Below are 21,580 nucleotides of genomic sequence, written 5' to 3' on the forward strand. Positions count from 1 at the left end.
TTACTGGCTCTCCGGTAACTTTTCACGAATGCCGGTAAAATTGCGGGCTCGGTTGGCCGCATGGTGCGCTGCCGTCTTTACATAAGGCTTTACCGCATGCAGCGTATGTTAACAGTGATCCTGGCTTGCCTGGGGATGGTCGGCGCCCTCGCCATCGATACCTATTTGCCATCCATCCCGGCGATCGGGCGCGAATTTGCCGTCGGCCCGGGGGCGGTGCAGCAAACGCTGAGCGTGTTCCTGTTCACCTTTGCTTTCATGATGCTGTTCTACGGCACCTTGTCGGACTCCTTCGGGCGCCGCCCGGTGATCCTGATCGCGCTGGCGGTGTACACGCTGGCCTCGCTGGGCGCGGTGTTCGCGCCCAGCTTCGGCGTGCTGCTGGCCTGCCGCGCCCTGCAAGGGCTGGCGGCGGGAGCCGGCTCGGTGATCGGGCAAGCCATCGTGCAAGACCGTTTTTCGCACGACCAAGCGCATGCACAGCGCATCATGTCGCACATCATGATGGTGTTCGGGCTGGCGCCGGCCATCGCCCCGGTGCTGGGCGGCTACCTGCACGTGCACTTTGGCTGGCGCTCGACCTTTGTATTCCTGGCCATGTTCGGCGCCTTGATGATGCTGCTCGTGTATCGCGGTCTGCCGGAAAGCTTGCCCAAGGCGCAGCGCCACGCTTTTCATGGCCTTGCGATCGCAAAAAACTATCTGAAGGTGCTGCGCCATCCGCAATTCCTGCTGTTGTCGCTGGCGGCCGGGCTGGCGTTCAGCGGTTTGTCGCTGTATATCGGGTCGGCGGCCAATTTCGTCATGTATATTCTTCACCTGCCGGAAACCGCGTTCGCGTGGCTGTTCATTCCGATGATCGGCGGCATGGTGGTCGGTTCGGCGTGGGGCGGCAAGGCGGCCGCGCGGATTTCCCCGGCAAAGATGATGTGGCTCGGCTTCGGCATCATGGCGGCCGGGAGCGTGATCAGCATCGGCTACAACCTGCTGTTCGTGGCCGCCATCCCGTGGGCGGTGCTGCCGCTGGCGGTGTACACCTTTGGCCTGGCGGTGGCCATGCCGGCGATCCAGGTGGGCGCCTTGTCGCTGTTTCCGGATAACCGGGGCCTGGCCTCGTCGATGATGTCGTTCATCCAGATGATGGCGTTCGCGCTGGTGTCGGGCATGCTGGCGCCGTTGCTGTTCGACAGCGCGCTGAATCTGGCGTACGGGGTGGGTGGCTCGCTGGTGCTGAGCTTTTTGTGTTGGCGCTTGAGTTTGCTGGTGGCGCGGCCCGCGGTGCGGGTGGCGTAAGCGCCGCCGTTCCCGCCCGGGGCGGTAACGGCGGTGTGACAGGCTGTCAGCGGCTGTGCGTCTTCATGGCGGCGGCGACCTCGCGCTTGCCGTCGCGTTCTTTCTCGGTGGCGCGCTTGTCGTGCTGCTTCTTGCCTTTGGCAAGGCCAATCTCGCACTTGACGCGGCCACCCTTGAAGTGCAGGTTGATCGGCACCAGGGTATAGCCGGAGCGCTCGACCTTGCCGATCAGCTTATCGACTTCGGCGCGGTGCAGCAGCAGCTTGCGCGTGCGCACCGCTTCGGGGTGGGTAAATGACGACGCGGTCGAGAGCGCGCTGATGTGCGCGCCGAACAGGAACAGTTCGTCCCCGCGTACGACCACGTACGCCTCCTTGATCTGGACGCGCGAATCGCGAATCGCCTTGACTTCCCATCCTTCGAGCACGATACCGGCTTCGTAACGGTCCTCGATGAAGTAGTCGTGGAATGCTTTTTTATTGTCAACAATACTCATGAAATGGCTAAAGTGCGCGGTTCGGTTAAACTACTGATGCAACATACCCAACATCATAGCAAACGGTTGATTAATGGCAGTAGTACACAAAACAGTATTTTTGGCTTACAGCGCCGAACAGATGTTCGACCTTGTGGCCAAAGTGGAAGATTATCCCAAATTCCTGCCCTGGTGCGGCGGCGTGAAGCTCATCGAGCGGACCGACGACTCACTGACGGCCAGCCTGGCGATTCACTTCCACGGTGTGAAGCAAAGCTTCACGACCCGCAATATCAACACGCGGCCGACCCAGATGAAAATGAAACTGGTCGACGGCCCGTTCAAGTGCATGGACGGCACCTGGACTTTCAAGGCGCTGCGTGCCGATGCCTGCAAGGTCGAATTCGACCTGCACTACGAATTTTCAAGCATGATACTCGAACAATTGATCGGGCCGGTGTTCGGCGTCATCGCCAACAGCATGGTCGACTCGTTCTGCAAGCGCGCCGAGACGGTCTATGGGTGATTCCGTGGCTGATTCCGTGGTTGATGCCAAGCCTGATCCGGCGGGCGGGACGTTCACCGTCGAGGTCTGCTACGCCACCTCCCTGCGCGAGTACCTGCGGGAGCTGACGGTGGAGCAGGGCTGTACGATCGAACAGGCGATCATCCGCAGCGGCGTGCTCGAGGCGATTCCGGGGATCGACCTGGCGCTCCAGCCGGTGGGCCTGTACGGCAAGAAAAAACCGCTGGACACCGTGCTGCGCCCGCGCGACCGCATCGAAATCTACCGGCCGCTGGTGGCCGACCCCAAGGAATCGCGCCGCAAGCGGGCCGAAAAGAAGGCGCAGCCGACCTGAGCCGCCGCGCCCGCAACGCCTATTTGCAGGCCTGGGCGATGTTTTTGTTGGCGCGCGCCACTTCGGCCGCGCGCTGGGCGTCGTCCATGTACGACGCGTCGCCATTCTTGTCGGTGGTGGTCACGCGCGTGCCCTGGTCGAGGTTGCGCTTGTAGGTGCGCGCGCCTTCGCAGGCAGCCTTGTTGCGGGCCTTGTCGGCCGCCGCGGTGCCAGCCTTCTTGTCCGCCTCTTCCTTGGCCTTGGCGCGCTTGCGGTAGTCCGCTTCGCGGTCGGCCAGGCTTGGCGGCACCTTGTCGTCGGCGGCGGCGGGCGTCGTGCTCGGGACGCTGATCGCAGGGGCCTCGCCGGCTTTGGCCGCGCTGCCGCCCGGCTGCTTGAGGATGTTCTTGGCCGGGATGCCCGGTGGTGGCGGACGATCCGAGAATTGCTTGGTGCCATTGGCGTCGACCCATACGTATTGCGCGTAGGACACAGAGGCGAACAGCATCAGCGCGCCTCCGGCCAGCAGCTGCAATGTTCGTTTTGCGATAAGGTTGGCCATGTGAATCTTTCCGTTAGTAATCAATCCCCGATTTCACCGTGATTTGTCCGGCTTGTCAACGAACTTGGCGGGATTCCGGGCATTTTGAGGGCTTCACGAGACGGCGCACGGGAACTTCTGTATAATTCACTTTTGCGCCAATAGGAAAATGCTATGCGTCTACTTCAAAAAGCACTCACGTTCGATGATGTGCTGCTCGTCCCGGCTTACTCGAATGTCCTCCCAGCCGACACCTCCCTCAAGACCCGCCTGACCCGTAATATCGCCTTGAACATTCCCTTGCTGTCGGCAGCGATGGATACGGTCACCGAGGCGCGCCTTGCCATTGCCATGGCGCAGGAAGGCGGGATCGGCATCATTCACAAGAATCTGTCGCCCAAGGACCAGGCCCGCGAAGTAGCGCGCGTAAAACGTTTCGAGGCCGGCGTGCTGCGCGATCCGATCACGATCCCGCCGAGCATGAAGATCCGCGACGTGATCGCCCTGACCGAGCAGTACGGCATCAGCGGCTTCCCTGTCGTCGAAGGCAAGACCGTGGTCGGCATCATCACCAACCGCGACTTGCGCTTTGAAGAAGAGCTCGACGCCGAAGCGCGCGAGAAGATGACCCCGCGCGACAAGCTGGTCTACGTCAAGGAAGACGCCGACACGGCCGAAGCGAAGCGCCTGATGAACAAGCACCGCCTCGAGCGCGTGCTGGTCGTCAACGACGAATTCGAACTGCGTGGCCTGATCACCGTCAAGGATATCCAGAAGTCGCACGAGCACCCGTTCGCCTCGAAAGATGCGCAGGGCAAGCTGCTGGTCGGCGCCGCCGTCGGCGTCAGCGCCCGCGACGAAGAGCGCATCGAGCTGCTGGTCGCCGCCGGCGTGGACGTGCTGGTGGTCGACACCGCCCACGGCCATTCGCAAGGCATCCTCGACCGCGTGAAGTGGATCAAGGTGCGCTTCCCGCACGTGGACGTCATCGGCGGCAACATCGCCACGGCGGCCGCCGCGCTGGCGCTGGTGGAACACGGCGCGGACGCGGTCAAGGTCGGCATCGGCCCGGGCTCGATCTGCACCACCCGCATCGTCGCCGGCGTCGGCGTGCCGCAGATCACCGCCATTTCCAACGTGGCCGAAGCGCTGGCCGGCACCGGGGTGCCATGCATCGCCGATGGCGGCATCCGCTTCTCGGGCGATATTTCCAAGGCACTGGCGGCGGGCGCATCGAGCGTGATGATGGGCTCCATGTTCGCCGGCACCGAAGAAGCGCCGGGCGAAGTGATCCTGTACCAGGGCCGCAGCTACAAGTCGTACCGTGGCATGGGTTCGCTGGGCGCGATGGCGGACGGCTCGGCCGACCGTTACTTCCAGGACGCGGCGGCCAAGGCCGACAAGTTCGTCCCGGAAGGCATCGAAGGCCGCGTCGCCTACAAGGGCAGCGTGCTGGCGATCATTTACCAGCTGGTCGGCGGCGTGCGCCAGTCGATGGGTTACTGCGGTTGCGCCTCCATCGACGAGCTGCGCGAAAAAGCGGAGTTTGTCGAGATCACCTCGGCCGGCATGCGCGAATCGCACGTGCACGACGTGCAGATCACCAAGGAAGCGCCGAACTACCGTTCCGGCGAGTAAAGGCACACACAACGCGGCGACCGGATCGCCGCGTTGTTCGCAGCGCGGGCGTCCGTTGCCCGCGAGCGCCGCGTAGTGACACCAATCGGCACCAATTTTGCAATTTCTCCTGGCCCTCCATGCACTCTAAAATTCTCATCCTCGATTTCGGTTCCCAAGTCACCCAGCTGATCGCCCGCCGCGTGCGCGACGCCGGTGTGTTCTCCGAAGTATTTCCGTATGACGTCAGCGACGAATTTGTGCGCAACTACGGCGCCGCCGGCGTGATCCTGTCGGGCAGCCACAGTTCCACCCTGGAAGGCGACGCCCCGCGCGCGCCGCAGGCCGTGTTCGAACTCGGCGTGCCCGTGCTCGGCATTTGCTACGGCATGCAAACCATGGCGGCCCAGCTGGGCGGCAAGGTCGAAAACGGCCTGGTGCGCGAATTCGGCTATGCCGAAGTTCGCGCGCGCAGCCATACCGCGCTTCTCAACGGCATCAACGACTTCGTCACCGACGAAGGCCACGGCATGCTCAAGGTGTGGATGAGCCACGGCGACAAAGTCCTCGACATGCCGCCCGGCTTCAAGCTGATGGGCGACACCCCGAGCTGCCCGGTGGCCGCCATGGCCGACGAGGAACGTCGCTTTTACGCGCTGCAGTTCCATCCGGAAGTGACCCACACGGCGCAGGGCAAGGCGATCATCGGCCGCTTCGTGCATGAAATCTGCGGCTGCAAGTCGGAATGGAACATGCCCGACTACATCAGTGAAGCGGTGGCCAAGATCCGCGAACAGGTCGGCAGCGACGACGTCATCCTCGGCCTGTCGGGCGGGGTCGATTCGAGCGTGGCGGCGGCGCTGATCCACCGCGCCATCGGCGACCAGCTCACCTGCGTGTTCGTCGACCACGGCCTGCTGCGCCTGAACGAGGGCAAGATGGTGATGGACATGTTCGCCAAGAACCTCGGCGTCAAAGTGCTGCGCATCGATGCCGAAGAACAGTTCCTCGGTCACCTGGCCGGCGTGGCCGATCCGGAAGCCAAGCGCAAGATCATCGGACGCGAGTTCGTCGAAGTGTTCCAGGTCGAAGCGGGCAAGCTGAAGAACGCCAAGTGGCTGGCCCAGGGCACGATTTATCCGGACGTCATCGAAAGCGCCGGCAAGGGCAAGAAGGGGCAGACCATCAAGAGCCACCACAACGTGGGCGGCCTGCCGGAAACCCTGAACCTGAAACTGCTCGAACCGCTGCGCGAGCTGTTCAAGGATGAAGTCCGCAAACTCGGCGTGGCGCTCGGCTTGCCGCACGATATGGTGTACCGCCATCCATTCCCGGGTCCGGGCCTGGGCGTGCGGATTCTTGGTGAAGTGAAGAAAGAGTTTGCCGACCTGTTGCGCCAGGCCGACGCGATCTTCATCGAAGAACTGCGCAATACCCCGTGCGAGCTGCCGGCGCTGGAAAGCATCGACGCCGGCGCGGCGCCGAAGAACTGGTACGAAGCGACCAGCCAGGCGTTCGCCGTGTTCCTGCCGGTGAAATCGGTGGGCGTGATGGGCGATGGCCGCACCTATGAATACGTGGTGGCGCTGCGCGCGGTGCAAACGCTGGACTTCATGACGGCGCAATGGGCGCACTTGCCGCACAGCTTGCTGGGCAAAGTTTCCAACAGGATCATCAATGAAGTGCGCGGAATCAATCGCGTGGTTTATGATATTTCCGGCAAGCCACCGGCGACCATCGAGTGGGAGTGATGATGTCGTGCCCGGGCCGGCAGGCGCGGGCACTAAACGCGTACTAAGCCAGTAAGGAGCCTCTGATTCCAGGGGCTTTTTTTCGCCTGGATGGCAGGGGTCGGCAGTAGAAGGCGGGGTCGCCGCTTCCCCTGTCGGCCGCTCGCCCGCTACAAGAACGCCAGCTCGGCCTGGCCTGAATGGGGCGCTGCGGCGTGTTCGCCGCCGTGCGCGTGGCGGCGCTCGTCCTTGAATTGGTAGGGTGGCAGGGCGCCGCTGGCGCGCCAGATGCCGGGAAGATGGGCTGAACTGGCCGTCAGGTCCGGTAGCAGCAGCGCGGTGGCGTGGCACACGACGTCATAGCACTCGCAGACATGCGCGTGCAAGCCGCTGCGGCTGAGAACGGTGACATGGCCGCGGCGCCAGCGGATGATGCCCAGTTCCTGCAGCCAGCGGGCGGCATCGGTCACGCCTTCGCGGCGCACCCCGATGATGCCGCCGATTTCCTCCTGCGTTGCGGCCAGCTCGTTCGATGATGAGCGATCGAGCATTTGCAGCAAATAGCGGCACAGGCGCTGCTTGGTGCTGTGGTGGCTGTTGCATGCCGCCAGCTGCGAGACCTGCATCAGGCGCGCCTGGGCATAGCGCAGCAGCAGGCGCAGCAATGGTCCCTTGTGGTAGAACTCCGCCATCAGTCGCGCCGCGCTGAGCCGGTAGGCGTAGCCGCTGGTCTGCACGACGGCGCGACCGGCGGACCTGTCGCCGCCCATGAACAAGGGGACGCCGAGCATGCCTTCATTGCCGACCCGATTGATTTCCGACGTGCCGCCGTTTTCCAGCAGATAGTCGATCGACATGGTTGCCGTGACCGGGAAATAGACGTAGTCCATTTTGCCGTCCACCTGGTACAGCACATCGCCGCGCTCGAGGGCGATCAGTTCCAGATAGGGCGACAAGCGGTGATACTCGGCGCGCTCGAGTTCGGCCAGAAGGCGATTTTTGGTCGGACTCAGTATGGTAAGCATGGCAATGTTCCTGATAGGTGGCGCACGCGACCGTGCGCAAACCATCACCTTGTGCTTGTGTGGTCAATAAGTCCGTGCGCTGGCGCACATTCATTCTCGCGCCAACGCCCTGGCAAGGCGCCCTTGCGCGCCGGTCCCGGCAGGCGGGAGCCGCCCCGGCGCGCCCGCGTTCAGTCCGCGATCAGTTTGAACTCCTTGAGCAGATCGCTGATTTCTGTTCCCTCCAGCTTTCTCAGGAAATACTCGCGCACGAAGGCCGGCCCCGGAATGTCGAGCTGCTTGCCATCGCGCAGTGGCGTCACCGCCGCCAGCAAGGTGCGGATGTCATAGGTCGAATTGAACACTTCCGGCACCCCGCGCTCGACATCGAGCAGGGTGTAGACCGCTTCCATCGCCGTGCGCACCGAGTATTCGGTGGTGAAAATGCAGTCGCGCTCGCGGGTCTGGGCAAACTGGCCGATGAAGGCGAAGTTGGCGGCATCCGCCGGCACGATGGCGGGCCGGTCGCCGGCCTGGCGCGGCATGAAGAAGGCGGTGATGTAGGGCATCATGACCGGCACCGTGCTGGCGGCCGTGGCAGCGAGCTCGGCAATATCCTCGACCGGTACGCCCAGGTGGTACAGCCATTCCTGGGTGATTTCTTCGCCGCTGCAATCTTGCATGGGCTTTTTGACGTAGTCGCCCGGCACGTCGACGAACAGCGCGTACAGCCAGCCGACCAGCTGGTGTTTCGGCTGCTGCTTGAAGTGCGGCTGGCGGCTCATGGTCCAGCTCATCAGCCAGGCCGAATCCTTGACCGTGACGATCCCGGCGGTGACAACCTTGCCGCTGAACGGATCGCGCTTGGCGATTTTCTCGATGTAGGGAGGAATGCGCGCATCGAGCGTGGTGATGGTGGCCGATTCCCACTTGGTCTGGGCGATGTGCGCGCCGAACACGTCGGGCCGGCCGAACGCCCCATCCTTTGCCGCGATGCGCCGCCACAGGTCCCAGGCCGGCGCCGGCCCCTCATTGAGTCTGGCTGGCGTATGGTGGTCGCCATTGTCGGAATTTTCCGTCAGGGAGCCGATGGTGACGAAAAGCAGGTCGTCGGCGCCGAGGTCGACGCCGCCGGCGACGCCGTGTTCGCGCCAGTCGATCCTGGTCGCCTGCTTGCGCCCGGGCGCGATGTCGAACTGTACATCGGTGACCTCGACCCCGTAACGGAAAACGACGCCGTGTTCGTGCAGCCATTTCACCAGCGGCAGCACCATCGATTCGTACTGGTTGTAGCGGTTGAATTTAAGCGAAGAAAAATCGGCAAGACCGCCGATATGATGGATGAAGCGGTGCAGATACAGTTTCATTTCGAGGGCGGAATGCCACTCCTCGAACGCGAACATGGTGCGCCAGTACAGCCAGAAATTGCTTGACAGGAAATCCGCGCCGAACACCTCGTCGATGCGTTTGTTTTCCATGGATTCATGACTGGCCAAGAACACCGAGAGCAGATTCTTTTGTGCCCGTTCATTCAAGGTCAGCAGCGCCTTGTCGGCGACATCGCCGCCGCAGTCCTGCGTGACCCGCTGCAGCGACACATTCGGATCGTCCCTGTCGAGACGATAGAACTCGTCGAGGACACTGGCGCCTTCGATCTCGAGCGAGGGAATCGAGCGGTACAGATCCCACAGGCATTCGAAATGTTGTTCCATTTCCCGTCCGCCGCGGATGACGAAGCCCTTCTCGGGCACCTTCAGGCCATCGAGCGCGCCGCCCGCGATGTCTTGCTGTTCGAGGATGGTGATGCGTTGACCGGCCACGCCCGCGTCGCGGATCAGGAAGGCGGCGCCGGCCAGGCTGGCCAGCCCCGAGCCGACGAACCACGCCGACTTGTTGTCGGCGCCCGCGGCCTTGCGCGGACGTACGAAGGCTTCATAATTTCCGCTGCTGTAATGCATGTCTGTTCCCTTGTCGTGTTGTTTGCACTGCCGGCCAAGCGACGCTTGCCGGACAGGCTGCGCTGATCGCGCCTTGCACCGTGCCTGCGATCGCACAAGGCGCGGCGGTGTCGCCACAGCTTGCGCGTGGCCACTCGGGCTGTCAGTGTGTTTGCGCGCTTTCGACCCCGTGCGGACCGTCCGCGCCCGTATTGTTCGCGCGCGGCCGTTTTTTCGCCGCAAAAAGCGGCCAAAGCGCGGCGCCACGCACAGCAATCGCGATCGCGGGCGCACTATCGACGCGTCCGGCGCACCTTGCCCGGCCATGTCGTCGAACCGACTGGTCCCCGGTTCACCCGACCTTCGACGCATTTGCGTCAAGGCAATTCATCTCAGGAGTAATTCATGTCAAAAACCATGCAGGCCGCTTTCGTCGAGCAATATGGACAAGCACTGGTGTTGAGGGACGTGGCCATTCCCGGACCCGGGCCCGGCCAGATCCTGGTCAAGACCGAGGCGTGCGGCGTTTGCCATACCGACCTGCACGCCGCCAGCGGCGACTGGCCGATCAAGCCTGCGCTGCCGTTTATTCCGGGGCACGAGGGCATCGGCATCGTCACCGCACTCGGTGCGGGCGTCACGGCAGTCAAAGAAGGCGACCGGGTCGGCGTGCCCTGGCTCTACTCGGCATGCGGGCACTGCGAACACTGTCTTGCCGGGCATGAGCCGGTATGCGCCGACGCCCAGTTTGGCGGCTTCAGCAAAAACGGCGGCTTCGCCGAGTACATCGTGGCCGATCCGAATTATGTGGCGCATATCCCGGCGGGCCTGGCGGCGCGCGACGCGGCGCCGCTGATCTGCGCCGGTATCACCTCCTACAAGGGCATCAAGGAAACGCAGGCCAGGCCAGGGCAGTGGATCGTCATTTCCGGCATCGGCGGCTTGGGCCACCTGGCGGTGCAGTATGCCAAGGCCATGGGTTTGCGCGTCTGCGCGGTCGATATCGATGAAGGCAAGCTGGCGCACGCGGCACGGCTGGGCGCCGACGCGATGGTCGATGCGCGCAAAGCCGACGCTATCGACATGGTGAAAAGCGTGACCGGCGGCGGCGCGCACGGCGTGCTGATCACGGCGCCTTCGCTGGTGGCGTTCCGGCAGGGCGTGGGCATGACGCGCAAGTTCGGCACGTGCGTGTTAGTCGGCTTGCCTGCGGGGGAATTTCCGACGCCGCTGTTCGATGTGGTGGCCAACTGCATTACGATCCGCGGCTCGTTTGTCGGCAGCCGGCTCGACATGGCCGAGGCGCTGGCCTTTGCGCTGGACGGCAAGGTCAAGGCCGATATCGAGTTGCAGCCACTGTCGGCCATCAATGACGTTTTTGACCGCCTCAAGCGCGGCGACGTGCCGTCGCGTGTGGTACTCGACTTCGGCGCCTGACGCCCGCTTTGGCGGCGGCATCGCCGGTGATGCCGCTGTGGGGGCGCGGGGCGGCGCTTCGGTCCTGGACTGCGTCGTCTCTGAATGCGCGGACCTCAGCGCCGCGTCAGTACGCCCGCCAGCTCACTGGCCTTGCCCGACACAAGGCAGTGCAGCGGGTTGCCGGGCTGCGGATCGAGTTTGACGTTACCGCTATTTTTTTGTACTGCGACTGACCCATGCCCACTGCCATTGACACATACATAAAGAACAACTTCTCCGCGTTGTCGTTCTAGGTCGCCACCAGGGCTCGATCGCGAAGTTCAACAATTCGCCGTAAGCTTGCGGACGTCTTCTCAATCACCGCGGTGCTGTCCTGTTGAATGAAAAAGTGGTCTCCCGGAAACCAGGTCAGCTCGAATTTTCCGCTGGTATGCTCATGCCAGGCTTGCGCTTTGACGGCGTTGACGTGTTCATCGCGCATACCGCCAAAGACGCTGACCGGCGTAGACAAAATAGGGCCGGGAACGTACAGATAGCCCTCGACCAGGGCGAAATCGGCACGGATGGTCGGCAAGACGAGCTCCATCAATTCCCGATTGGCCAACAGTTCGGGCGGCGTGCCGTTGTAGCTCGCAAGCGTTGCGATCAGTTCTTCATCGGCCAAACGGCTGACATTGCGCCCGGGCGTGCGGTGGCCCGGCGCCGCACAGCCGGACAGGAACAGGTGCTCGGGAAGCGCCATCTTGTGACTGACTAAGTAGCGCGTCAATTCAAAGGCAAGGAGCGCGCCCATGCTGTGCCCGAAGATGGCAAATGGCAGGTCCGATTGCTGCGCGATCACGCGTGCCAAGTCGGCTACCAGGCGGGGCAAGGAGCTGACCGCGGGTTCCGCGATGCGACCGCCGCGACCGGGAAGCTGGAAGCTGCAGACTTCAATTTCCTGTCCCATCTTTGCCTGCCATGGCGCGAAAGCAGCGGCGCTACCACCGGCGAAAGGAATGCAAAACAAGCGGATGCGCGCGTTGGCTGAGCGTCGGACGATCAGCGATGGATCCAGCATTGGCATAAATAGTTCCCTCATGGTCGTTGAAAATCTGGGTGCAATGGTAAGTCCGTCCATCCTTGATTTTGTGGAAAGATTGGCAATTGTATAGGAGATTCCTGGCGAAACCGGGGTGGCTCGCGCCATTTTTTTGGGACGCCAACTCCGTAGAGAAAGTTGTCCGTATGGCAGCCTTACCTTTTGCAGAATCTTTTCATAAAGATAAATAGCTGTGATATTCTTCGCAGCCCATTATCGACAATTGCGTTAATCGGTTCCGGCCCGATCGCAGAAACCTATGCCAAACTATCGCGCGTGCGCGTTTGCCGCACTTCCCGCTTTGCTCGCCTGTCCCGCTTACGCCGCCGATGCCCCGCAAGCTACGCCGCAATCCGTGGAAATCAAGGGTGAGGCAGGCAAATACAATGCACGCAGGGACGATACCGCTGCCAAAGTCGTGGTGACCGAGGCTGAGATTGCGAAATATGGCGATACCTCGCTAACCGATGTGCTTAAGCGCCAGGCGGGCATTACCCTGGACGGGGCGCCGGGGCAGGGCGGCGGGATCCGTATGCGCGGTTTAGGCAATGGTTACACACAGATCCTGATCAACGGCGAAGCAGCGACTCCGGGTTTCAGTATTGACTCGCTGGCGCCTTCCTTGATTGAGAAAATCGAAATTTCGCGCACCGCGACAGCCGATACAAGTACCCAGGCGATTGCCGGGAGCATTAATATCATTCTGCGCAAGAGCGTCAAGGCCGGACGACGCGAGGCAAAGGTGACACTGGGTACGGCGGATGTGGCAAAGACGCTCAATTCGAGCCTGATGATTGCGGACAAACTGAAAGATTTTTCTTATTCGGTGGGCGCGAACTTCAATGCACTCAATTTTAATCAAGATCCCGACATAGTCGAGCAAGAGGACGATGGGCAGGGACATCTCACGGCATTGCGACGCGCGACGCGCGCGGACGCCACGCAGCGGCGCATGATGTCGCTCGCGCCGCGCCTGCAATGGGCGCTCGATGGCGGAAGCACGCTCGTGTCGCAATCGCTGTTCAATTTCTCGCGCGTCACGCGCAATGCTCCGCGCAGTTGGAATATTGAACTCGGGGAGCCGCCCCAGATCCTGCGGGACAAGCTCAACTCCCGCGTGGATCAGACTTTATTGAAGTCGGATCTGACCTGGACGCGTCGTATCGATCCGCAATCGCAACTCGAGCTAAAAGGCGGAGGCACGCTGTTGGACGGGGATGCGCGCTTCGCGGAGCTGGGATTCGGTGGAAATGGTGCGACCGTGTTGGATCGCATCAGCACTGTCGATGAACGGCAGTCGGGCGGGACGTTCGGCGGAAAATACAGGACCCAGCTCATCGACAAGCATACGTTTGTGGCAGGCTGGGACCTGGCGCGCACCAAGCGCCATGAAACCCAACTCCGTACTGAACGGCAGCTCGGGCAGGCGCTCAGCGACGCCACGCAATACCGCTCTGTCGTTGATCGGGCAGCGCTCTTCGCGCAGGACGAGTGGACGATTGACCCAAAACTTTCCTTCTACCTCGGCCTGCGCTGGGAGTCGATTCGCACGCGCAGCACAGGAAACGATTTCTCTCCGGTTGAAAACCGTTCGAATGTGATCAGCCCGATCCTGCAGACGCTGTGGAAACTGCCGAATAGTGACAAGGACCAGGTGCGCCTGGCCCTGAGCCGTACCTACAAGGCCGTAGAACCGGCGCAGTTGGTTCCGCGCCTGGTCCGCGCCCTGGAAAATAGCAGCGTTACACCGGATCTGAGTGGCAACCCCCTCCTGAAACCAGAACTGGCATGGGGACTGGATGCGTCCTACGAACATTACTTCACAGAAGACTCACTCATCAGTATTTCGGCGTACACCAAGCGCATTGATGACTTTATCCGCCCCAATCTCCGTTTCAACGGCGAGCGGTGGGTGCTGGCGCCGACTAACGATGGACGGGCCCGTACCCATGGCGTGGAAATCGAAACGAAATTCCCTTTGAAGTTGATGTGGAATCAAGCTCCGGCCATCGACGTGCGTTTCAGCCTGGCGCGCAATTGGTCAAGCGTGGACCAGGTGCCCGGTCCGGATAACCGCTTCGCCGATCAGACACCGGTTTCGGCCACCACCGGCTTGGATTATCAAGCCAGTCCGACTTTTAGCGCGGGTGGCACTTTTACCTTCAGTAACGGCGGACCGCTCCAAATTTCGCGGACCCAATTTACCTATGCGACCGTCCGGCGCGACCTGGATCTGTATGCGCTCTGGAAGCTCAATCCGCGCTACCAGGCGCGCCTTTCCGTCATGAACCTGCTTGGTCAATCATATCGATTCGTTAATGGGTATCGGGATGGTTCGGGGAGCCATCAGCTGTCCACCGAATATCCGGTTTCCCCCTTGCTGCGCATTACCTTGGAAACGGTCTTCTGATCGTTGTGAACCAGTCGCCCGGTGCTCACCTGGGCGGATGCTGGCGCGCCTTGGCGGGCAATCCTGTCCAGGGCGCCGCATGGGCGCTGGACAGTCGCCATGGAGGCTAATAGGCCCCGGATTTTTCCAGCTGGGCAAACAGCTCATTGACGTTTTCTTCCAGAAAACCCTCTTCGCCATTGCGCTCAATAAATTCGAAACTCAAGCCTGAATTCTTGTCGCGTGTGGAAAAGACCTGGCGCAGCCCGGCGCCGTGAATGACAGACGTATCAAACTGCAGACCCTGCAATGCCATTTGTTGGCTGGCTGCCTCGGCGCTATCGACCGCCAGCGCGATGTGCGCAACACCCGGACCAAAATTGTCGATCAGGCGCGACACTTGCGACTGCGGATCAGTGCCCTGACACAACACGAACTTGATCCCATTGTGTTCGATCTCGGCCGAGAGCATGCCGCTGCGCTGCCCGGTGATCGTGCGCTTACGCTTCAGTTCAAAACCAAGCACGTTCACAAAAAAGTCGATTCCTTCCTCCAGGTCGCGCACGGCAATGGCAATATGGTCGATTTTATGGAATTTCGATTTGGCAGGGGCAAGCTGATGCGCGACGTTTTTCATGAACGGAGAACCTTGTATCAATAGGTGGGGATGGCGGTCGAATACAGGCCGCAAATGCGGTTAATTTCATACCTCTACGGTTATTCCGCGATGGCGAAAGCGGGCACGCGCGGCTTATCGCGGATCTCGCGAACCTGTCCGCTTTCCATGATGACGAGGCGGTCGGCAATGTCGAAGTAGCGATCATCGTGGCTGATGACGACAATGGCCTTGTTCCGCCCGCGCAGATCCGGCAAAATCTTTCTATAAAAGACTTCCTTGAAGACGGGATCTTGATCGGCCGCCCATTCGTCGAAAACGTACAAATCCCTGTCCTCCAGGAGCGCAACAAGCAGCGCCAGACGTTTGCGTTGCCCGTCCGACAGTGCAAGCGTTGAGAATTTGCCGTTGGTGATCTTTACTTTGTTATCCATGTCGAGCGCGCGCAGGTACGCGCGCAGTTGGTCTTCATCTGCCCCGGGGAAGTCGAATACGCGATCGAACAGATAATAGTCCGTGAAGACTGCGGCAATGTGCTGGCGTAAGCTCTCGCGGGTGGCATCGCCGACCGGCGCTGTGCCGAACTGAAGAGTGCCCTTGGTCGGGGCGTAGTGCAGTGTAAGAATTTTCCCGAGGGTTGACTTGCCCGAACCGTTGCCCCCGACGATAAACGTAATCTGTCCTTTGGCGATGCTCAGGTCAATCGGGCCGATCGAAAATCGATCCACGTGTTCGCTGGCCGGGTGCGCGTACTCCAGCGCCGAGCAGGTGATGACGTCCCAGTGCAGTTGGACAGGGGCAGGCGCCGTATTTTCCGGCGCAATATGCTTGAAGACATTTTGGACATTGCGCAGCGACGCCTTCGCCACCGCAATTTCGGGCAGGGCGACGATAATCGCGGCAACCGGCCCGGCGACGTAGAGTAAGGTCATGAAGATGGCGAGCAAGTCCGCGTTGCTGACCGCGTGATAGTTAACAAAAACGAAGGCGACGATGCCGATCACGAAAAAACAGATCAGATCACCATAGCTGGCCGCGCCGATATAGATCGTGGCGATACGCTTGTCCGTTTGCAGTAAAGCGCTCTCGTGCGCGTGCAAAACCTGCTCCAGATACTGTTCCCTGCGTCGGGCATTGAGTTTGAGCTCTTTCATCCCGAAGATAATCCCGCGCACAGCTTCCTGGGTGGTATCAAAGAGCTGGCGCGAGCGCATATACATGCGCCGCGCAAAATAGATCGGAACCTGGTAGGTGATAATCCCGCAGGCAATGGCGCATAGGACCAGCTTGAACGCCGCGACATTGAGGTACAACAGAAAACCGAGCATACCGACCAGCGTGACCAGATTGGTCAGCAGTGCCGGCAGCGCCTGGCCACCCATCACAATACGTCGAACATCTTCTGTCAGCAGTGCATGCAAGCGGGCCGGACCCAGCTGTTCCAGCGCCGCCACGGAAGCGCTCAAGATCCGCTCGCACAGTTCGATCCGCAATTGCGAGCTGATATCCATGGCGACGCGCGCCAGGATGACGCGCGAAAGCGTCCTTGCGAATAGAATGAACAAGCACATGGACAGGAAGATGGCGGCGAAACCAGCATGGCTGACCTCGACGAATAAGATGGTGCGTGTCGTACTTTCCGCCGCGGCCAGGCCCTCGGTCTCGCTCGACAAAGAACTGATGACCAATGGGATCAGGAAGGCATAGCAGAAGCCAGCCAGAGAGCCCAGCAGCATCGAGAAGAAAACCTTGTTCGGGGCTTTTTTCCCCAACGCGTCGAACAGGTTCATTGGCCCGTCTCCTGACGCGGCGCACGGGGCGACAGGGTGAGTATGCTCAACTGCGATCGCGGCCGCATGGCGCGCAATTGTGCCTCTTGAAACGGCTGGACCATATCGGCATAGTGCTGGCTGATGATATTGCCCGATTGGCCTGTGGAGTTCATATACAGGTGGCCGCGATCCGGCGACAGCGCCATGATTTGCCGGAAGCCGGCGCCAAACGTTTTCTGATAGCCGTCCGCCGCATGAAACACATAGTTCGCGACGTCGATCGTGTCCTCCGAGCCACCGCTTTCGATACGCTTTTCAAAGTACGCATTCAGCGGTTTGACGTTGCTGAACGGCACGTGGCGGTAAACGCTGCCATGCAGGCTGCCCCAGGTCCATCCACGCATGTCCGCACCTCCCAGTTTGGTCAACTGCAAAATTGCATCGTCCAGCGCGAGCGACATCAGGCTGGTGCAGGATGCGGGCGCTACGGCCGGTTGCGGCGCGCACCATGTCTGGGTTGGGTCGGTGAGCGCGGCCCGCACCTGCTCCAATGAGGTGTCGGCAACAAAAGCGTCGAGATAGTGCGCGACGCCGCGTTGATTCCAGTCGCCCTGCAGTTTCTTGGCGAAAAGGCGTTTGCGCAGGTGCATCATCCAAACGTTGAAGATGGATGCCGCCTGGCTGTCCACGGTCATGGCGCCTTTCCATGTGTTGAGAAAAGCCAGCGCCTGCGCTTGCTGCGGGGTTCGTGGGGGAAATTGCTTGAGTAGCGGCAGCACCTTGAGGGCGGATACGCTGACGAGGTCCGCTTGCATGGTCTGCATGTCGTCCATTGTCAAGCCGCCGGCATGGCTGCGCCGTTCCTCGATCAGTTGGGCGATGCGCTGGGCCCGGCCTGGCGGCGCCCAGTCGTTGGATATAAAGTAAGGATAGCCCGGTTCCAGGAGGTTGTCGTTGGCCGAGACGATATACCCTGCCGGTGGGTTATAGCGGCGCGGCAGTTCGTCGAACGGGATGTAGCGCTGCCAGTTGTACTCGTCGCTCCAACCCGGCACCGGCGCTGCGCCGTCGCCCTTGGCGCGCATCGGTATGCGGCCCGCGCCGATGTAGCCGATGTTGCCGCCATTGTCGGCATAGAGCATGTTCATGGTGGGGGCGACGTGGCTGCGCAGCGCGTCATTGAAGCCACGCCAGTCGGCGGCATAGTTCAGCCGAAAAAATGATTCATAGGTTGTATCGTCGGCACTGAGCGCCGTCCATTGCAGCGCGATCGGCTGGCCCAGTAGCCCGAGCGCATCGCTGACCACCGGGCCGTGGCGTGTATGCCGGATCGTCAATGCGATGGGCGCGATCGGGGTGCGCAAAGCCGTCGGGAAGTCGGGTTTGACGTGAATCGTCTCCTTCCGGTAGCGAAACGTTTCCCATGTCTCGCCCGTACGGTAGCGCGAAGGGGTCGAAGGATCGACTTGTTCGAAGTACAGATCTTGGGTGTCGGCAGGCAAGTTAGTCCCTGTCCAGGCGATCTGGGCGTTGCGGCCGAAGACCACGAGGGGCAAGCCCACCAGGCTCATGCCCGCGGAATCGAGGCGTGCCCCGCGTTGGGTGACGGGATACCAGAGCGAGGGGATTTGCAGACTCAAGTGAGGGTCGCCTGCCAGCAGGGCGTGACGATCCTTGCCCAAGGTTCCCGAGATCGCCCAGGCATTGCTGCCGGCGTAGCGCCCTCCGATGCCAAGCGCTTGCTGGAAGGCCTTGTTCATATTACCGAGCTCCGCGATCTGGGCCGCCGTGGCCTGCGGCGTGGCCGACGCGCGCGCGCTAGCGGTCACCGTTGTCGGAAACAAGAATTGTTGCTCCTGTGACGTCAATGCGGCGCCTGCCAGATAGCGGGTCATTTCCAGATTGAGGTTGCCGGCAAGGTTCAAGGCAAAAATCTTAGTCCACGCCAATGAATCGATGGGATCCCAGCGCTGCATCGGCGTGCCCGTCAGTAAAAACTCCGGAGGCAGGTTGGGATGGCTGTCGATCCATGCGTTCACGCCATTCGCATACGCGGTCAACGATGCCTTCGCATCGTTGCCCAGGCTGTTCCAGGATGCCTTGGCCGATTCCTGGATACCCAGCGTGCGTAACCAGACATCATTGCTGATCATCGAGCGTCCGAAGACCTCGCTCAGCCGGCCCTGTGATGTACGACGCTGCAATTCCAGCTGCCACAGACGATCCTGGGCGTGCACATAGCCCATTGCAAAAAACACATCGTGGTCGGATGTGGCGCTGATATGCGGCACCCCGCTGGGATCGCGTTCAATGGATACGGCCGCGTCAAGTCCTGGCACCTGGATTGTCCCCGACTGTTGCGCCAAGCTGAGGCGCAGCACATAGACTCCGCCCGCGCCGGCCAGGCAGGCCGGCAAGACGATCAGGATCAGCAGGCGCTTGAGCAGGGGATGAGCGTTTTTCAAAAAAATTCCTGGGCGGGTTGAGCGGATTTGCCTGCCGAAGCAGCGCGTGATGCGCGCGGCGGGATGGTTTTGCTTGTCTATCCAATATGGTGAAGTAAATGTTAAAAATAATCAATTGATATTGTTGGCTATAAGGATATACTGGCGCATCTTTTTCGCGAGAGGTCGTTCAATGCTTGCAAGACTGCTGCTCCTTTGCCCGATCCGGCCATTCCCTCAATCGGGTCGGCGACATGCGCGAACGCGCATTCCCGGCGCCACGCCGGATTAATCCGTACGCGCGGATCGCCACCGACGAATCCGATTCCGAACTGCCAAGCACACCATCATTATTCCTGTCCCTAAAGCGTCATGAATTCAATTGCCGATGTATTGCAAAGCCGGGCCACCGAAAAACCTTTGAGCACCGCTTTTACTTTCCTGGGGGAGGGTGAGGGCGGCACTGCGAGCGTGACATTTTCAGCGTTAGACCTGGCGGCGCGCACGGTTGCAGGGCATTTACAGGCGCGCACGGCGCCTGGAGACCGGGTGTTACTGGTTCTGCCTCCCGGGCTGGACTACATCATCGGTTTTTTTGCTTGCCTGTACGCCGGCGTGATCGCCGTGCCGGCGTTGCCGCCGTCAAATCCGCGTCATCTGCCGCGTTTACGAAACATTGCTGCCGACGTAGCCCCGCGCTTGATTCTTTCCGATGAAAAGATCATTGACCGATACGCGCACTCCGCCGCTTTGCCTCTGGGGCAAGACGTTGCCTGGTTCCCGCTCGCGCCCTTGCTCATGGCCGGACCTGCCTGGCGTCATCCAGGTCATGACGATAACGGTAATGCACTCGCATTCATCCAATATTCATCGGGGTCGACTGGTGCGCCCAAGGGGGTGGAAATCAGCCACGCGAACCTGCTTGCCAATTCCAGCCTTAGCCAGCGCACGTACGGTTTGCAGTCGGGCGACGTGATGGTGTCATGGCTGCCTCCGCATCACGACTTTGGACTGGTTGGCGGGATTTTGCTGCCGGTCTTCGTCGGCGCCCACTGCGTGCACTTCGCTCCCGCCGCTTTCCTGATGCGGCCCTACCGTTGGCTGAAGGCGATCTCGGACTACCGCGCGAAGATGACCGGCGCGCCAAATTTTGCTTATGAACTGTGCGCGCGCAAGGTAACACCTGAGCAGAAGTCCGGTTTGGACTTGAGTGTTCTCGAGGTCGCTGTCAGTGGCGCCGAGAGGGTGCGCCCAGAAACGCTTTCGGCATTCGCCCAGGCTTTCGCCGCTTGCGGATTTCGGCCGGAAGCGTTCACGCCCGCCTACGGACTGGCCGAATCGACGCTTCTGGTCTGCGCCGCAACCGCGCGCGTCAGCAATGCCTTGCCGAAGGTAATGCGGGTTGATCGGGATGCCTTGGGGCGTGGTGTGGCCCTGCCTTGCGTGGACCAGGCCCAGTCGCTCGAGTTCGTTGCGGTCGGCGCGGATGAGAAGCAAGCGCCACGCTTTGCGATTGTCGACCCCGACACCCGGCAGGCATTGCCCTGCGGCCGGGTCGGCGAGATCTGGATCCGGGGTGCGTCGGTGGCGCACGGTTACTGGCGCAAGCCGGAAGAAAGCCAGGCGGTCTTCGGCGCTTCCATCGACGGGATTGGTGGACATTTCCTGCGCAGCGGCGACCTCGGATTCATGGCGGAGGATCATCTGTTTATCGTTGGCCGCTCGAAAGAAGTGCTGGTGTTCGATGGTCGTAATTTGTTTCCGCAGGATATAGAGGCGAGCGTCGAGGCGCTTGACGCGGCATTCCGTCCCGATGCGTGCGCGGCCTTTTCGGTCGAACGTGACGACGGCGAGCACCTCGTGATTTTCCAGGAACTCGACTCGCGCGCGGCACCCGTTGCCGCCGGGCTGGAGGAGCGCGTGCGTGAAGCGTTGGCCGATGAGCATGGCGTGATGCGGCTCGAAGCAATGTGCTTGCTCAAGGCCGGGCAGCTGCCGCGCACCTCGAGCGGGAAAATCCAGCGCAGCGAATGCCGCAAGTTGTACAGCGCCGGCTCGCTGGCCTATCTGTGGAGTTGGCATGCCGAACAGCGGTTGCTCGCTGAGCCAGGCCGCGCCCCGGCGGGCGTGACGGAAGTGACGGTGGCCGCCATCGCGGCCGACGTACTGCAACTGCCGAACGTGGCAGCGAACGTCGACCTGTTCTTGCTGGGTGCGCACTCGCTGTCGGCATCGCAAATGTTGATCCGGCTGCATGCTGCCTTTTCTCCGCGCGCAGATGGACTGACTCTGCATCAGTTATTCGAGGCGCGTACCGTGGAAGAGATTTCGCTCAAGATCGACGCTTTGCAGGATCAGATCGAATCGTTCGAAGTGTAATCCGATCCCTTATTGCGCGACGTATTCATTCACCTTCTTACGCC

Annotated in this window: 16 protein-coding genes; 8 read left to right on the forward strand and 8 right to left on the reverse strand. The window is 61.2% G+C overall.

What is annotated here, in order from left to right; genetic code table 11:
* Window positions 1-96 precede the first annotated feature (96 nt).
* On the forward strand, window positions 97-1,293 hold the full coding sequence (locus F0185_RS19850; RefSeq protein WP_167227309.1) for a multidrug effflux MFS transporter: 1,197 nt from the start codon (window positions 97-99) through the stop codon (window positions 1,291-1,293).
* Window positions 1,294-1,339: 46 nt separating this feature from the next.
* On the opposite strand, the gene smpB is transcribed toward F0185_RS19850, so the two are convergent.
* Window positions 1,340-1,789: an SsrA-binding protein SmpB gene (gene smpB / locus F0185_RS19855; protein WP_054262876.1), complete on the reverse strand. Its 450-nt coding sequence runs from the start codon at window positions 1,787-1,789 to the stop codon at window positions 1,340-1,342.
* 73 nt (window positions 1,790-1,862) lie between these two features.
* Between smpB and F0185_RS19860 the strand changes: the two genes are divergently transcribed.
* A complete protein-coding gene (locus F0185_RS19860; protein WP_166878796.1) occupies window positions 1,863-2,294 on the forward strand; it encodes a type II toxin-antitoxin system RatA family toxin in 432 nt (143 codons plus the stop codon).
* A 4-nt stretch (window positions 2,295-2,298) separates the two neighbouring features.
* Window positions 2,299-2,628, forward strand: coding sequence for an RnfH family protein (locus F0185_RS19865; RefSeq protein WP_370664039.1), 330 nt, complete (start codon window positions 2,299-2,301; stop codon window positions 2,626-2,628).
* Between the two features lie 19 nt (window positions 2,629-2,647).
* Here F0185_RS19865 and F0185_RS19870 read toward each other — a convergent pair whose 3' ends face one another.
* Window positions 2,648-3,169 carry a DUF4124 domain-containing protein gene (locus F0185_RS19870; RefSeq protein ID WP_167227312.1) on the reverse strand — a complete coding sequence of 174 codons (522 nt, stop codon included), beginning with the start codon at window positions 3,167-3,169 and terminating at the stop codon, window positions 2,648-2,650.
* A 153-nt stretch (window positions 3,170-3,322) separates the two neighbouring features.
* On the opposite strand from F0185_RS19870, the gene guaB reads away from it, so the two are divergent.
* Together guaB and guaA are read left to right on the forward strand one after the other, a co-directional pair.
* Entirely contained in the window at window positions 3,323-4,786 is a 1,464-nt protein-coding gene (gene guaB / locus F0185_RS19875; protein WP_166884105.1) for an IMP dehydrogenase, read from the forward strand.
* Window positions 4,787-4,905: 119 nt separating this feature from the next.
* On the forward strand, window positions 4,906-6,516 hold the full coding sequence (gene guaA / locus F0185_RS19880) for a glutamine-hydrolyzing GMP synthase (protein ID WP_167227314.1): 1,611 nt from the start codon (window positions 4,906-4,908) through the stop codon (window positions 6,514-6,516).
* A 149-nt stretch (window positions 6,517-6,665) separates the two neighbouring features.
* Here the strand turns inward: guaA and F0185_RS19885 are convergent, their stop codons facing one another.
* Window positions 6,666-7,520: a Crp/Fnr family transcriptional regulator gene (locus tag F0185_RS19885; protein ID WP_167227316.1), complete on the reverse strand. Its 855-nt coding sequence runs from the start codon at window positions 7,518-7,520 to the stop codon at window positions 6,666-6,668.
* Between the two features lie 170 nt (window positions 7,521-7,690).
* The gene (locus F0185_RS19890) at window positions 7,691-9,457 is read right to left on the reverse strand and encodes an oleate hydratase (protein ID WP_167227318.1); all 1,767 of its coding nucleotides are present in this window, start codon (window positions 9,455-9,457) and stop codon (window positions 7,691-7,693) included.
* Between the two features lie 384 nt (window positions 9,458-9,841).
* Between F0185_RS19890 and F0185_RS19895 the strand changes: the two genes are divergently transcribed.
* Window positions 9,842-10,873, forward strand: a complete 1,032-nt coding sequence (locus F0185_RS19895) for a zinc-dependent alcohol dehydrogenase (RefSeq protein WP_167227319.1) — start codon at window positions 9,842-9,844, stop codon at window positions 10,871-10,873.
* Between the two features lie 271 nt (window positions 10,874-11,144).
* On the opposite strand, the gene F0185_RS19900 is transcribed toward F0185_RS19895, so the two are convergent.
* A complete protein-coding gene (locus tag F0185_RS19900; RefSeq protein ID WP_167227321.1) occupies window positions 11,145-11,921 on the reverse strand; it encodes a thioesterase II family protein in 777 nt (258 codons plus the stop codon).
* 274 nt (window positions 11,922-12,195) lie between these two features.
* On the opposite strand from F0185_RS19900, the gene F0185_RS19905 reads away from it, so the two are divergent.
* On the forward strand, window positions 12,196-14,346 hold the full coding sequence (locus tag F0185_RS19905; protein ID WP_167227323.1) for a TonB-dependent receptor plug domain-containing protein: 2,151 nt from the start codon (window positions 12,196-12,198) through the stop codon (window positions 14,344-14,346).
* A gap of 106 nt (window positions 14,347-14,452) precedes the next feature.
* Here the strand turns inward: F0185_RS19905 and F0185_RS19910 are convergent, their stop codons facing one another.
* From F0185_RS19910 to F0185_RS19920, 3 genes are all read right to left on the reverse strand, one after another.
* Entirely contained in the window at window positions 14,453-14,962 is a 510-nt protein-coding gene (locus F0185_RS19910) for a VOC family protein (RefSeq protein WP_167227325.1), read from the reverse strand.
* 80 nt (window positions 14,963-15,042) lie between these two features.
* The gene (locus F0185_RS19915; protein ID WP_167227327.1) at window positions 15,043-16,731 is read right to left on the reverse strand and encodes a cyclic peptide export ABC transporter; all 1,689 of its coding nucleotides are present in this window, start codon (window positions 16,729-16,731) and stop codon (window positions 15,043-15,045) included.
* Window positions 16,728-19,178, reverse strand: a complete 2,451-nt coding sequence (locus F0185_RS19920; RefSeq protein ID WP_167227328.1) for a penicillin acylase family protein — start codon at window positions 19,176-19,178, stop codon at window positions 16,728-16,730. The genes F0185_RS19915 and F0185_RS19920 overlap by 4 nt, the downstream gene beginning before the upstream one ends.
* 351 nt (window positions 19,179-19,529) lie before the next feature.
* On the opposite strand from F0185_RS19920, the gene F0185_RS19925 reads away from it, so the two are divergent.
* Window positions 19,530-21,536, forward strand: a complete 2,007-nt coding sequence (locus F0185_RS19925) for an AMP-binding protein (protein WP_167227330.1) — start codon at window positions 19,530-19,532, stop codon at window positions 21,534-21,536.
* The last annotated feature ends 44 nt before the right edge of the window (window positions 21,537-21,580 follow it).

This window comes from Massilia rubra (assembly GCF_011682065.1).
Lineage (GTDB): Bacteria > Pseudomonadota > Gammaproteobacteria > Burkholderiales > Burkholderiaceae_D > Telluria_A > Telluria_A rubra.